Origin of the sequence: Phenylobacterium sp. SCN 70-31 (assembly GCF_001724605.1) — a bacterium.
Classification (GTDB): domain Bacteria; phylum Pseudomonadota; class Alphaproteobacteria; order Caulobacterales; family Caulobacteraceae; genus Phenylobacterium.
Genome location: NZ_MEEX01000013.1, coordinates 98419 through 112053, shown reverse-complemented (window position 1 = coordinate 112053; position 13635 = coordinate 98419). Strand labels below are relative to the sequence as shown.

The 13635-nt window shown below is 71.5% G+C and carries 10 protein-coding genes and 1 pseudogene; 5 read left to right on the top strand and 6 right to left on the bottom strand.

The genetic code is table 11. From position 1 onward, the window contains the following. Positions 1-11: 11 nt before the first annotated feature. Together ABS78_RS11820 and ABS78_RS11815 are read right to left on the bottom strand one after the other, a co-directional pair. The gene (locus ABS78_RS11820) at positions 12-527 is read right to left on the bottom strand and encodes a PepSY domain-containing protein (protein ID WP_293378989.1); all 516 of its coding nucleotides are present in this window, start codon (positions 525-527) and stop codon (positions 12-14) included. Position 528: 1 nt separating this feature from the next. After that, positions 529-1737 carry a glycosyltransferase gene (locus ABS78_RS11815; protein WP_293378986.1) on the bottom strand — a complete coding sequence of 403 codons (1209 nt, stop codon included), beginning with the start codon at positions 1735-1737 and terminating at the stop codon, positions 529-531. 95 nt (positions 1738-1832) lie between these two features. On the opposite strand from ABS78_RS11815, the pseudogene aat reads away from it, so the two are divergent. Then, positions 1833-2429, top strand: a pseudogene (gene aat / locus ABS78_RS11810) (leucyl/phenylalanyl-tRNA--protein transferase); the annotation flags it as partial. On the opposite strand, the gene ABS78_RS11805 reads toward aat, so the two are convergent. After that, positions 2420-2875, bottom strand: coding sequence for a DUF2155 domain-containing protein (locus ABS78_RS11805; protein ID WP_293379218.1), 456 nt, complete (start codon positions 2873-2875; stop codon positions 2420-2422). The pseudogene aat and the gene ABS78_RS11805 overlap by 10 nt on opposite strands. Before the next feature lie 386 nt (positions 2876-3261). Then, positions 3262-3666 (bottom strand): NADH:ubiquinone oxidoreductase subunit NDUFA12, encoded by a 405-nt coding sequence (locus ABS78_RS11800; RefSeq protein ID WP_293378983.1) that lies wholly within the window; start codon positions 3664-3666, stop codon positions 3262-3264. A 184-nt stretch (positions 3667-3850) separates the two neighbouring features. On the opposite strand from ABS78_RS11800, the gene ABS78_RS11795 reads away from it, so the two are divergent. Further along, on the top strand, positions 3851-6355 hold the full coding sequence (locus tag ABS78_RS11795) for a ribonucleotide reductase (protein ID WP_293378980.1): 2505 nt from the start codon (positions 3851-3853) through the stop codon (positions 6353-6355). 87 nt (positions 6356-6442) lie between these two features. Next, positions 6443-7423, top strand: a complete 981-nt coding sequence (locus ABS78_RS11790; protein ID WP_293378977.1) for a pentapeptide repeat-containing protein — start codon at positions 6443-6445, stop codon at positions 7421-7423. 63 nt (positions 7424-7486) lie between these two features. On the opposite strand, the gene aspS is transcribed toward ABS78_RS11790, so the two are convergent. After that, complete coding sequence (gene aspS / locus ABS78_RS11785; RefSeq protein ID WP_293378974.1) at positions 7487-9268, bottom strand: aspartate--tRNA ligase; 1782 nt, start codon at positions 9266-9268, stop codon at positions 7487-7489. Between the two features lie 142 nt (positions 9269-9410). Between aspS and ABS78_RS11780 the strand changes: the two genes are divergently transcribed. Then, on the top strand, positions 9411-10829 hold the full coding sequence (locus tag ABS78_RS11780; RefSeq protein WP_293379216.1) for an amidohydrolase: 1419 nt from the start codon (positions 9411-9413) through the stop codon (positions 10827-10829). After that, a complete protein-coding gene (locus ABS78_RS11775) occupies positions 10826-12184 on the top strand; it encodes an amidohydrolase family protein (protein WP_293378971.1) in 1359 nt (452 codons plus the stop codon). The genes ABS78_RS11780 and ABS78_RS11775 overlap by 4 nt, the downstream gene beginning before the upstream one ends. A gap of 35 nt (positions 12185-12219) precedes the next feature. Here ABS78_RS11775 and ABS78_RS11770 read toward each other — a convergent pair whose 3' ends face one another. After that, positions 12220-13587, bottom strand: a complete 1368-nt coding sequence (locus ABS78_RS11770) for a serine hydrolase domain-containing protein (RefSeq protein WP_293378968.1) — start codon at positions 13585-13587, stop codon at positions 12220-12222. Positions 13588-13635: the final 48 nt, after the last annotated feature.

Genomic DNA, 13635 nt, shown 5'->3' with positions numbered 1-13635 from the left:
CCGCGGCCGTCTCAGTCGCCGATCAGGGGCATGATGGCGCCCGTGCGGACATCCACAAGCACGTCGCGATCCTGGGCGCCGATCAGCTCGACCTCGTAGTAGTGCCGCCCGCCCCTGCGCTCCAGGCCGATCTCGGTGACCTTACCCTTGGTGGCGTCCTCGACCGCGGCGATGGTCTGGGTCAGGGTGCGCGGCGCGGTCTGGACCGCCCGCAGGTGCTCGCGCGGCAACATCGGAATCCGGGCGCGCAGCGGGGTGGACTGGCGCACGATCCGGCCGGTCTGGGCGTCGACCAGCACCTCTATGGGCTTGCCGTCCTTCACCAGCTCGATCTCGTAGACCATGTCGCCCAGATCCATGTCGAACTCGGCGTCGTACGCCCGGGCGCCGAGTTCACGCTCGGCCGTAGCCACGGCCTGGGCCAGGCTCACCTTGGGACGGACCACCTGCGCGGCGGCTGGCCCGACGGCCGGGACCGTCAGCATCATGGCGGCCGAGAGGGCAAGAAGGGTCGATCGCAACATCATCTCAGAACTCCGTATTAGGCCCCCGCAGCGGATCGGATAGCGGGGGCGGCTGACGCGCCCCTTCCGTGCGGATTTGGATTTCGTCATGTGCGGAGCGGGCGCCCAGCACGATGGCGCACATACGGTCCAGCACCGCCTCCAGGTCGAACGTTTCGGCGCGCCCGCCCGGCAGGACGCGGTGACGAGGGTCCAGTTGAAGGCCGATGGCGTCCGCCAGGGCGTCGGGATCGCGCGCGTCGGCCAGCCGGCCGAACCGCCCCTGCCCCAGGACCTCGGCGGCGTTTCCGGCCCCGGCGCCGGCCACCACGGGCGCGCCGCAGGCCAGGGCTTCCAGCAGACTGTTGGAGGCGCCCTCCCAGAGCGACGGGAGGACGAACGCCGCCGCCCGCGCCACGATGGGGAACGGATCGGCCGTCTCGCCCTCGAACCGCACGGCCGAGGCCACGCCGAGTTCGCGGGCCAGCCGTCGCAGGGGCGCCGTATGAGCCGCCGGCGCCTTGCCCAGGATCAGCAGACGCAGGTCCGGGCGGCCCGAGGCGTGCAGTCGGGCCAGCGCGCGGATCAGCGCACCGTAATTCTTCTGCGGATGCACCCGGCCCACGGCCACCAGATAGGGACGCGCGTCGACGGCCCAGGAATGGGCGGTCGGGCGACCGGCGCTCGCTCGCACGCGGGCGACGTCCACGCCGTTGGCCAGGGACACGACCCGACCATCCCGGCGGGCCCGACGGAACGCGCCCAGGCGTGACAGGGCCTGCGACACGCAGACCAGCCGGGTCGCGTCGCCGGCGATCAGTCCCAGCCCCGCGTGGCGCAGAAGCCCGCGCAGGCCGCGGCGGCCGTCGTGGGCCGGATCGTTGCTGATGCGATAGATTCGGGGGATGTCCGGCCGCGCGCGCAGGGCCGCCCACAGCGGCAGGTGGGCGTGATTGCCCATCGAGACCGCCACGGCCGGGTCCAGCGTCACGATCCGCGCCCGAAGCGCCGCCACGGCGACCGCCAGAGACAGGCCACGAGGTCCGCGACCACGGCCCAGGCAGGTGAGCGACGGACCACGCAGTTCGCGCGCCAGGGCGCCGCCTTCCAGGCAGATCACCTCGACCGCCACGCCCCGCCGGGCGAGGGCGTTGGCCAGATGGACGGTGTTGCGGGCGACCCCGTCGGCGGCGAGCCCGCCGCAGAACAGGACCACAGGACGATTTCCGGACATGGTCTCAGGGTGACCGGCGCCTCTGACGGCCGCGTCGCTCCCACATTTGCTTTTCGCCATGTTCCTGGCGCCGGGCTTCGCGCTAGACGTTCGAGATGGCCGCCTTCGACGCTCGCGACCTCCTGGACTGCTACGCGCGGGGCGTGTTCCCGATGGCCGACGCGCGCGAAGACGCCCGCGTCTTCCTGATCGATCCCGAGCGGCGGGGGGTGATCCCGCTCGACGCCTTCCACGTGCCGCGGCGGCTGGCGCGCACCGTGCGCGGCGATCCGTTCGAGATCCGCGTCGACACGGCTTTCCACGCGGTGATCCTGGCCTGCGCCGCCTCGGGGCCGGGCCGCACCGAGACCTGGATCAACCGTCCGATCGAGGCGCTCTACCTCGACCTTCACCGCCTCGGCCGCGCGCACAGTGTGGAATGCTGGCAGGACGGCGTCCTGGTGGGCGGCCTTTATGGGGTGTCCCTGGGCGGCGCGTTCTTCGGCGAGAGCATGTTCTCGCGGCGGCGCGACGCCTCGAAGGTGGCGCTGGTCCATCTGGCCGGGCGGCTGATCGCGGGCGGCTACCGGCTGCTGGACACCCAGTTCCTGACCGAGCACCTCACCCAGTTCGGCGCCGTCGAGATCCCGCGGGCCGACTATCACGCGCGCCTGCGCGCCGCGGTCGCGACCCCGGGCGATTTCTACGCGATCGGTTCGGACGGCTCGGGCGGCGCGGCCGGGGCGGGCGCCGTCCTGGGAGGCGGGGCCTGGAGCGCTGGTCCCTGCGCCGCTGGCGAAGAGGGGGGCGGAAGGGTCAGCGCCTTGACCGGTGGCGTCGCCGGAGTCTCGGCTTCGGCGGGCGCAGCCTTGGGTGATGGCGGCGGCGGCGCGGCGGCGACGACCGGCGCATTGGTCCTGCAACTGATCGCCCAGGCGTCGTAGATCGGGTGCTCCAGCGCGTTGAGGCTGGGTGACGCAGCGAACATCCAGCCGCGGAACGCCTCGCGGGCCGGCGGCGTCGGTCGGCCCGGCTGTGGGCGGGGCTGGGCGTCGATGGTCAGATAGACGATGGAATCGGCCACCGCCTCGTCCGGCGCCGAGCGCTCGCAGGCCCGGACGGTGAAGACCAGGCCCTTCCAGCGCACCGGCGCGCCCACCCGCGCCTCGAACCGCAACGTCTCGGCCGTGATCTTGTCCAGCGCCTGGATGACCGCGACCTCGTAGCGGGCGCGCCGGGTCGGGGCCTCCACCGGCTTCTCGGCCACCTGGTCCTTGGGCGGCGGCGCAGGCGCCACCTCCTCGGGTTGAACGGGCGGCGCGGCGATGGGCGGCGGCGGCGCGACCGTGACGGGCGGCGCTTCTTCGGAAACGGGACGGCCTGGCTCAGGCGCGACGGGCGCCTCGGCGGGGCTGGGCGCCGCCGGAGCCGCCGGCTGCGCCACCACCCCGCCCGCCACGACCAGTCCGGTCGCGAGCGCGGCGACCCCGGCGCCCGCGAACGCGAGCGGCAGGACGCGGCGATGACGGCGGGGTGCGCTCACGCCTACTCCGGAGACCAGGCCTCATAGTCCCCGGCGGCGCGCTGGCGTTCGCCGCCGCGGGCGAGCGCGCCCTGAGGACGGCGGGCATAGATGGTGCCGGTCAGGTTGGGGAGGTGATCCTTCTCCCACGCCTGGCGCCGCAGCGGCGCCTCGGTCGGCGGCTCGTCATAGGTATAGCGAAGCCAGCCGTGCCAGTCGGGCGGCACCTTCGAGGCGTCGGCGTAGCCCTTGTAGATCACCCACCGCCGCTTGCGGCCGCGGTCGTAGCTGTCCCGGTCGTCGCGGGCCTCGTAGTAGCGGTTGCCCAGTTCGTCCTGGCCGACGAAGCGCCCCCGGCGCGAGATGGTGAAGAGGACGCCCAGCGTGGCGCCGTTCCACCAGGTGAAGATCGTCTTCAGGACAGACACGCTCGGGCCCTTCGGGGTCGGAAATTCGCGCGGACTATAGGCGGGCGCCCCCTGAGCGTCCAGCGCCGGGCCGACGCAGTGTCGCCTTCAATATGTTGGGGATGAACCCTCATCCGCCCGCTACATCTATTGTCGGATCTGCGAACGGCGCCCTACCCTTCCGTCGGTCAGGGAGTCGGACCGGATGGACAGCGAGACACCGCGCGCCGGAATCGAAGGGCGCATCCTGGAACTGGCCGACCGGCTGGTCGAGGTCGAGGCGCCGATCCATTTCACCAATGCGCGGGTCGAGGCCTGGATCGAATGGGCTGGCGGTCGCACCGACCTGGCCGCGGCCATCGCCGACTACGCCCACGAACTGGCCGCCCGCGCGCAGGATCGAGGCTTGACGCGGAACCTGCGCGAACGGACGCGGCTGCGCGAATCCGTGGCCGAGGGCCTGCGACTGGGCTGGCTGGCGCTGGCGCCCCGCCGGCCGCCGCCGCCACTGCTGAAAGGCGGCCCGGGCGCCCTCGACCGCATGGTGGCCGACCACCGGGGCCGGCAGGCGGCGAATGCGGCCGCGGCGGCGATGGCGGCGCGGCTCCAGACGGTGATGGATGCGGTTCTCCGCTGCGAGGGCGAACCCGAGGCGTGCGCCGACCCCGCCCGTAACCCCGGCCTGGCGCGGGCGGCCGAGGCGGCGCGTAAGGCCGGCGCGGACGACGCCCTGATCCTGGACGCCGTCGCCCTCGCGCGTTCGGGTGTGAGCGACTGGCCGACCCCGCCGCACGTCGAAGTCTCACCCGGAAACCTGGCCGGATCCTGGGTGACGGCCTGCGACGACACCACGGCCGCGGCGCGCGCGGCCTGGGCGACCGGACGGCTGATCCTGGCCGCGCCCGGGGACGCCGCGCCGAGAGACGCCTTGGCGATCGCCGAGGCCGAGGGGCTGGCGACGGCCGGCGTCGAACTGATGGCCTGGTGGGGCGACGGCGCCTTCTCGGCCGAGGCCTTCGCCGCCGCCGTCCGCGTCGCGGCCACCGCGCTCGCGGCCAGCGACGAAGGTCCGGGCCGACTGGGGCTCGCAGGCCTGGGCGACTGGCTGGCGGCCCACGGTTTCGACTACGACAGCGACGCCGCCCGCGCCGCGGCGGCCAACCTGTTCCGGGCCGCGCGCGAGGCGATCGCCGATCTCGACGCCGATATCCGCCTGGCCCTGATCGACGATCCCGAACTGGCGCTGCGCCTGGGCGCGCCGCTGGACGGCTCGGCCTGGTCCGGACCCGTCGTCCGCGCCGAACTGGTCGACGGTGAGACCGTCCGGGTGCTCTCCGAGGCGGCCGTCCACGCCCTGGCCGCGCACGGCATCGGTCTGGACGAGGCGCGTCCCGCCCTCCTGGGCCATCGCGCTCTGGCCGGGGCGCCCGGCGTCAACTCCGAGACCCTCGCCGCGCGGGGCTTCAGCGCGCTCGAGATCGAGGCGGCCCAGGCGGAACTGCCCTTTGCGCCCACGCTGGCGACCGCCTTCTCGCTGGGGGTCGTCGGCGAAGGCTTCGTCCGGGACGTCCTGGGGGCCACTCCCGAACAGTTGGCCGACCCCCGGCTCGACGTCCTGGCCCTGGCCGGCTTCACGGCCGAGGAGATAGCGGCGGCGGAAACCTACGCCCTCGGGCGCGACGGCTTCGCCGAGGGCGGGCCGGCGGGGGACGCCGTCCGCCGCGCGCTGCGGTCCGCCGGCGAGCTTCCGGCGTCCGCCCACGCCGCTCTCCTGCGCGCCGTGGCCGGAGCGGTCGACGTCCCGCCGGTCCTAAACGTCGCCCTGCCCTGGAACGCGACGCCGGGCGACGTGGAGGCCCTCGTCGAAACGGCCGGGGTCGCCGTGCGGGTGCGGCGCAACGCCGCGCCGGCCGACGCCGCGCTGTCCATTCCCGCCGCGCCCGATCGCCCCGTCCGGACCGAGTCGCCGACGACTGAACGCGTGGTGGAGGAACGGATCGTCGAGCGGGTGGTCGAGCGCGACCGCATCCGCCGCAAGCTGCCCGACCGGCGCAAGGGCTACATCCAGAAGGCCAGCGTCGGCGGCCACAAGGTCTACCTCCATACCGGCGAGTACGACGACGGCGAGTTGGGCGAGATCTTCATCGACATGCACAAGGAAGGCGCGGCCTTCCGCTCGTTGATGAACAACTTCGCCGTCGCGGTGTCGCTGGGCCTTCAGCACGGCGTTCCGCTGGACGAGTTCGTCGACGCCTTCGTCTTCACACGGTTCGAGCCGGCCGGCCCCGTGACCGGAAATGATTCCGTGAAATCAGCAACTTCCATCCTGGACTACATCTTCCGGGAACTGGGAGTCAGCTACCTGGGCCGCGACGACCTGGCGAACGCCGATCCCGGCGAACTGAACGCCGACGGGCTGGGACGCGGCAAAGCCGACGGATTTGGGACCGACGGAGCTGAGATCGACAACGGCCAGCCCGAGATGCATCCCGCCTCGCGCTTCATCTCCCGCGGCTTCGCCCGCGGGGCGGCGCCCGACAATCTGGTTTTCCTGCCCAGCGCCGGCCGCCCCCTGGGACCGGCGGTCCTGGCCTCCGCCGAGGTCTGCGCGGCTTGCGGCGACATCGCCGTGGTGCGCAAGGGCCAGGCCATGATCTGCGAGACCTGCGGCGCGCGGGCGGCCCGCGCCAGCGACGACCTGGCTGGCTGACCCGCACCACGTTACCACGATTTAAGTGGCGTCGGGCCGCGCTTCGGGAGCACAGCACTGGCATGACGCATCGGATCCGGCCCTGACATGACGCGCACCGCCCGCCGTTTCGCGGTCGACGCCGCCGCCGTCCTGGCCCTGGCCGCAGCGATGCTGGCCGGCCCGGCCCAGGCCAGCGACAAGGCGATCCAGCGGCAGACGTCGTTCGGCGGCTCGTGCGTGCGGTGCGAACTGGCCGGACGCAACCTGGCCGGCGCTCGGATCGTGGGCGCCAATTTCGCCGGGGCGAACCTGATGGGCGCCAATCTTCGCGACGCCAAGTTCCACGCCTCGAACTTCGCGGGCGCCGACCTCACCAAGGCCGACCTGACCGATTCCGCGATGGCCGGCGCCAACTTCTCGGGCGCCGACCTGTCCAACGCCCGCCTGCGCTCGGCCGAGGCCAACGGCGTGGTGTTCGCGGCCGCCACCCTGTCCCGCGCCGACCTCACCGACGCCCAGGCGTCGGGCGCCGCCTTCCGGCGCGCGGTGCTCATCGGCATGATCGCCCGCGACGCCAAGCTGCGCGGCGCCAACTTCGACGGCGCGCGTCTCGCGTCGGCCGTGCTCCGCGGCGCGTCGCTCCAGGGCGCGAACCTGTCCAGGGTGGAAGCGCACGGCGCCGAGTTCCGCGACGCGGATATGACGGGAGCCAACCTCTCGAACGGATCGTTCTCCGCCGCCTCGTTCCGCGACGCCGACATGAGGCAGGCGAATCTGAACGGCGCCGGCTTCGACGGGGCCGATTTCCGCGACGCGGAACTCAGCCGGGCCCTGCTTCACGGCGCCGATCTGTCCAACGCCCGCGGGTTGAAGCAGAGCCAACTCGACGACGCCTGCGGCGACAGCCGCACGAAACTGCCCCGTGGCCTGTCGGTGCGCCACTGCGCGGGTGTCCGGCTGATCGTGAAGCCCGGCGAACAGCACCGCACGCTGAGAATGGTTCCCGCGGTCCCGGCCTCTCCGGTCTCTCCGCCCAGCCCCCCATCGCCGCCCAACCCACGCTACATCATCAGCGTCGGCCCCTGACGCAGTACTGAAGGCGGATTGAAGCGACCTCCCCCGGCGCCGCCTCAGGGCGCGGCCGGGCGGTCAGGCCTTGATCGGCGGGGCCAACCGGATGTGCAGTTCCTTGAGCTGCTTCTCCGACACCTCGGACGGGGCGTTCATCATCAGATCCTGTCCCTGCTGGTTCAGCGGAAAAGCGATGACCTCGCGGATGTTGCTCTGGTTGGCCAGCAGCATGACGATCCGATCGACGCCGGGCGCCAGGCCCCCGTGCGGCGGCGCGCCATAGCGGAAGGCGTTCAACATGCCGCCGAACTCACGCTCGACCGTCTCGGCCGAATAGCCGGCGATTTCGAACGCCCGCAGCATGATGTCGGGTCGGTGGTTCCGGATCGCGCCCGAGCACAGCTCTACGCCGTTGACGACGATGTCGTACTGGTAGGCGAGGATATCCAGCGGGTCCTTTGTGTTCAGGGCGTCCAGCTCGCCCTGCGGCATCGAGAACGGGTTGTGCGAGAAGTCGACGTGGTTCGTCTCCTCGTTCATCTCGTACATCGGGAAGTCGACGATCCAGACGAAGTCGAAGCGGTCGTCGCTCACCAGGCCCAGGTCCGTGCCCACCTTGGTCCGCGCCAGGCCGGCGAACTTGTAGAAGACCTTGGGATCGCCCGCGACGAAGAACGCCGCGTCGCCCTTGCCCAGGCCGAGCTGGCCCATCAGGCCGTCCGTGGCCTCGGCGCCCAGGTTCTTGGCGATCGGGCCGCCCCAGCCGCCCTGGTCCTCGCTCCAGAACACATAGCCCAGACCGGGCTGGCCCTCGCCCTGGGCCCACGAGTTCATACGATCGCAGAACGCCCGGCTGCCGCCCTTCGGGCCCGGGATCGCCCAGACCGCGTTTTTGCCGTCCTCCAGGATGCGCGCGAACAGTCCGAAGCCGCCGCCCCGGAAACGCTCCGAGACGTCCTGCATCACCAGCGGATTGCGCAGGTCTGGCTTGTCGCTGCCGTACTTCGAGATGGCCTCGCGGTAGGGCAGGCGCGGGAACGGATACGGCGTCACCGCCTTGCCGTTCGCGAACTCCTCGAAGACGCCGTGCAGCACCGGCTCGATGGCGGCGAACACGTCCTCCTGGGTGACGAAGCTCATCTCGACGTCGAGCTGGTAGAATTCACCCGGCGAGCGGTCGGCGCGGGCGTCCTCGTCCCGGAAGCACGGCGCGATCTGGAAGTAGCGGTCGAAGCCCGCGACCATCAGCAGCTGCTTGAACTGCTGCGGCGCCTGGGGCAGCGCATAGAACTGGCCGGGATGCAGGCGCGAGGGCACCAGGAAGTCGCGCGCGCCCTCAGGCGAACTCGCCGTCAGGATCGGCGTCTGGAATTCGTTGAACCCCTGATCGGTCATCCGGCGGCGGATCGAGGCGATCACCTGCGAGCGCAGCAGCACGTTGCGGTGGATCGTCTCCCGGCGCAGATCCAGATAGCGGTGCTTCAGGCGAAGCTCCTCGGGGTAGTCGGGCTCGCCGAACACCGGCAGCGGCAGCTCGCTGGCCTCGGACAGCACGTCGAGGCCCCGCACCCGCACCTCGATCTCGCCGGTCGGCAGGTTCGGATTCACGGTGTCGGGCGACCGGGCCACGACCTCGCCGTCCACCTTGATCACGCTCTCGGTGCGAGCCCGCTCGATCAGGTTGAAGCCCGGCGTCTCGGGACTGATCACGAGCTGGGTCAGGCCGTAGTTGTCGCGCAGGTCCACGAAGACCAGGCCGCCGTGGTCGCGCTTGCGGTGGATCCAGCCCGAGACCCGAACGGTCTTGCCGGTGTCGGCGGCGCGAAGCGCGCCGCAGGTATGGGTGCGGTAGGCGTGCATTTTTCTAGGGAAATCGGCTGATTTGCGAGGCGCGGAAGGGCGCATGTAGGGGGGGGAAAGTCAAGGCTGACCGACCTTGACAGCCCGGAGCCGTGGCCGTCCCATCCGGTCAGATGATTGGGGGATTGCCGTGAGTCATCCGATGGGCACCGCTGCGGCGGTCCTGGCGAGCCTGAGCCTCGCCGCCTGCGCCACCACCGGCGAGAAGCCCCCGACCGGCCAGAGGGCCTCGTCGGCGACGGCGCTGCCCAAGGGTCTGGACCCCACGAAAGACCCCTTCCCGTCCACCTACCGCCCCCTGCCCGGCCGCAACCTGGCGATCGTGGGCGCGACGGTGCTGACGGGCACGGGCGAGGAGCTGCGCAACGGCACGGTACTGGTCCGCGACGGCCGCATCCAGGCGGTGGGCGCCGGCCTATCCGCGCCCGACGGCTACGAAGTGGTCGACGGCCGCGGCAAATGGGTGACGCCGGGCCTGATCGACCTGCATTCGCACCTGGGCGTCTATCCCTCGCCCAGCGTGCCGGCCCATTCCGACGGCAACGAGGCCACCGATCCCAACACCGCCCAGGTCTGGGCCGAGCATTCGGTCTGGCCGCAGGATCCCGACTTCAACACCGCCCGCGCCGGCGGGGTGACGACCATCCACGTCCTGCCGGGCTCGGCCAACCTGTTCGGCGGCCGGGGCGTCACCCTGCGCAACGTGCCTGGCCGGACCGCCCAGGACATGAAGCACCCGGGCGCGCCCTATTCGCTGAAGATGGCCTGCGGCGAGAACCCCAAGCGGGTGTACGGCAGCCGCAGCCGCAGCCCCGCCACCCGCATGGGCAACGTGGCCGGCTATCGCGCCGCCTGGATCAACGCCGCCGACTACATGCGCAAATGGGACGATTACCGCGCCAAGTCAGGCCGCGGCGAGAAGGCCGACCCGCCAAAGCGCGACCTCCAGCTCGACACCCTGGTCGGCGTGCTCAAGGGCGAGATCCTGGTCCAGAACCACTGCTACCGGGCCGACGAGATGGCCCAGATGATCGATATCTCGAAGGAGTTCGGCTACCGCATCACCTCGTTCCACCACACGGTCGAGGCCTACAAGATCGCCGACGTCCTGGCGCAGAACGACATCTGCGCGGCGAGCTGGACCAACTGGTGGGGCGCCAAGCCCGAATTCTTCGACGCCATCGAGGCCAATATCCCGATGGTCGAGGCGGCCGGCGCCTGCGCCATCATCAAGTCGGACGATCCCGACACCATCCAGCGCCTGAACCAGGAGGCGGCCGAGGCCCTGGCCGCCGGCCGCGACGCCGGCCTGGCCATCACCGAGGCCCAGGCGATCCGCTGGATCACCTCCAACCCCGCCAAGGCCCTGGGCCTCGCCGCCGAGACCGGCACGCTCGAGCCCGGCAAGCGCGCCGACGTGACCCTCTGGGACGCCAGCCCGTTCTCGATCTACGCCCGCGCCCAGCGGGTCTGGATCGACGGCGGCCTGGCCTACGACCGCAACGACCCCCGCTATCAGCCGAAGTCGGACTTCGAGCTGGGCCTGGAGAGCCGCCGATGAGCCGCCGCTTCACTCTCCTGCTGGCGGGCGCCGCGGTCGCCCTCGCCCTGCCGGCGCAGCTTCAGGCCGCCACGGTGGCCATCGTTAACGCCCGCATCCTCAATCCCGGCGCGCCCGAGATCGCCAGCGGCACGGTGGTCGTCCGCGACGGCAAGATCGCCGCCGTGGGCGCGAACGTGGCCACGCCGGCCGGCGCCCAGGTGGTGGACGCCAAGGGCGGCGTCGTCACCCCCGGCCTCGTCGCCGTGAACAGCGGCCTGGGCGCCGTCGAGATGCCGATGGTGGGAACCGACCTGCGCGTCCGCGACGCCGGCGTGGGCGCCGCCTTCGACGTGCAATACGCGCTGAACAGCGACTCCGTGGTGATCCCGGTAGCCCGCCTGGGCGGCATCACCAGCGCCGTCGTGACGCCTCAGGCCGAGGGCGGCCAGGGCGGCGCGGGCGACCACCACGACGACAGCGGCGAGCATCACACCTCGGGCGCGGCCACCTCCGAGCGCGCGCCCAACCTGTTCGCCGGCCAGGCCGCGGTGATCCAGCTCGCCAAGGACCGCGACATGCTGGTGAAGCCCAGGGTGGCGATGGTCAGCCCGTTCGGCGACGCCGGAGCCCGCGTGGCCGGCGGCGCGCGCGGGGCCAACTTCGTGCTGCTGAAGGAGGCCCTGGCCGACGTCCGGGCCTATGCGCGCAACCGCGCCGCCTATGAGCGCGCCGGCTATCGCAACCTCACGCTGTCCCGCGCCGACCTGGAGGCGTTGGTCCCCGTGGTCGAGGGCAGGACGCCGCTGGTGGCGGTGGCCAACCGGGCCTCGGACATCCGCGCCGTGCTGAAGCTGGCGCGGGACGAGAAGCTGAAACTGGTCCTGACCGGCGCCGCCGAGGCCTGGCGTGTGGCCCCCGAGATCGCCGCCCAGGGCGTGCCCGTGATCCTGAACCCGGTCCTGAACCGGCCCACCAGCCTGGAGACGCTGGGGTCGACGATGGAGAACGCCGCCCGGCTCGAGAAGGCCGGCGTCACCGTGATCATCGAAGGGGCCGGCGGGGCCCATCGCGCGCACGAGATGCGCTACAACGCCGGCATCGCCGCCGCCAACGGCATGAGCCGCGAGGGCGCGCTGGCGGCTATCACCATCAACCCCGCCCGCACCTTCGGCGTCGCCGACCGGCTGGGCTCGCTGGCGCCGGGCAAGGACGCCGACCTCGTGCTGTGGACGGGCGATCCCTTCGAACCGCTGTCGCGGCCGCAGCTCATCCTGATCCGCGGCGAGGCCCAGCCCCTGCGCTCGCGCCAGCTCGACCTGCGCGACCGCTATCTGGACCTCAAGCGGCCGCTGCCGCCGGGATACACGCACTGAGGCCGTCCCTCCCCCGCGGGGGAGGGACTTCGCCCCTACTTCTCCGGGTTGGTCAGCGCCTGATAGGTCAGCGTCCGCGCCGCGCCGCCCAGGTCGTCGCCGCCCGAGCCGCCCAGGCGCTGGATCATGCCCACGAAGATCACGTCGTTGGTGGGATCGACCCAGAACCAGGTGCCGGCCGCGCCGCCCCAGCTCATGGTGCCCTTGCCCTCCAGCGAGCCGGCCGCCCGCGGGTCGTTCACCACCATGAAGTCCAGGCCGAAGCCCACCGCCTCGTTGAACCGCGCGCCGGTCGTGCCGTTGGAGCTGACCAGTACGTCCTTGGCGATCATGTTGGTGCCCATCATCTCGACCGAGGCCGGCGACAGGATGCGCACGCCGTCCAGTTCGCCCTTGTTGGCCAGCATCTGCGCGAACCGGGCGTAGTCCATGGTGGTGCCGACGAGGCCGCCGCCACCGGACTCCAGGGCGGGCTTTTCGAGATAGGACGGCAGCGGATTGCCGAAGATCTCCTTGGCCTCCTCGATCTTGCCGGTGTCACGGTTGAGGACGTAGACCGGCGACAGGCGCGAGGCCTTGTCGGCCGGCGCGTAGAAGGCCGTGTCGGTCATCTTCAGCGGCTTGAAGATGCGGCTGTCGAAGAACTCGCCCAGCGTCTGGCCCGACAGCTTCTCGACTAGGTAGCCCTGGATGTCGACGCTGACCGAGTACCGCCACGAGGTCCCGGGCTGGAACACCAGCGGGATCGTCGCCGTACGGGCGATCAGATCCTTGGCGTTGTCGGCGCCGAGAACCCGCTTCTCGCGGAACAGCTTGTCCACGGGGTGATCGTCCTGGAGGCCGTAGCCGAAGCCCGCGGTGTGGGCCATCACCTCGCGCATGGTCGGGGGCCGGACCATGTCCTCCAGCACCATCGTCCCGTCGGGATTGACCGATTTGACCACCTTCAGGTTCTTGAACTCGGGGATGTGGCGGGTGACCGGGTCGTCCAGCCGCCACTTGCCTTCCTCGAACAGGATCATCATCGCCACGCCGGTGATCGGCTTGGTCATGGAATAGATGCGGAAGATCGTGTCCTCGGTCATCGGCGCGCCGGTGACGAGGCTGGTGTTCCCGTAGGTCTTGAAACTCACCACCTTGCCGTGGCGGGCCAGCAGCGTGGTCATGCCGGCCACCCGGCCCGAGGCGACCACGCCCTGCATATAGGCGTCCAGCTTTCCAAGACGCGCCGCGTCGAAGCCCACGGACTCCGGACTGGCGGCCTTGGCGAGCGCCGGCGCGGACGCGGTCGCGGCCGGCTTGCGCGCCGCCTGGGCCCAGCCCGCGGCCGGTGTCGCCATCGCGCCGGCCGCCAGCGCGACAGCCGTCAACGTCGCGGCGAACCGCGTCCCTACCTGTAGCATTCCAACTCCCTCCCAGCATGTGTTGGGCGAAGCTTAGGCGCGCCGCAC

Bases quoted from the DNA above. Each gene is read 5' to 3' on its own strand.
- ABS78_RS11820 (WP_293378989.1), bottom strand. From the start codon at position 527: ATGATGTTGCGATCGACCCTTCTTGCCCTCTCGGCCGCCATGATGCTG.
- ABS78_RS11815 (WP_293378986.1), bottom strand. From the start codon at position 1,737: ATGTCCGGAAATCGTCCTGTGGTCCTGTTCTGCGGCGGGCTCGCCGCC.
- ABS78_RS11795 (WP_293378980.1), top strand. From the start codon at position 3,851: ATGGACAGCGAGACACCGCGCGCCGGAATCGAAGGGCGCATCCTGGAA.
- ABS78_RS11790 (WP_293378977.1), top strand. From the start codon at position 6,443: ATGACGCGCACCGCCCGCCGTTTCGCGGTCGACGCCGCCGCCGTCCTG.
- aspS (WP_293378974.1), bottom strand. From the start codon at position 9,268: ATGCACGCCTACCGCACCCATACCTGCGGCGCGCTTCGCGCCGCCGAC.
- ABS78_RS11780 (WP_293379216.1), top strand. From the start codon at position 9,411: ATGGGCACCGCTGCGGCGGTCCTGGCGAGCCTGAGCCTCGCCGCCTGC.
- ABS78_RS11775 (WP_293378971.1), top strand. From the start codon at position 10,826: ATGAGCCGCCGCTTCACTCTCCTGCTGGCGGGCGCCGCGGTCGCCCTC.
- ABS78_RS11770 (WP_293378968.1), bottom strand. From the start codon at position 13,587: ATGCTACAGGTAGGGACGCGGTTCGCCGCGACGTTGACGGCTGTCGCG.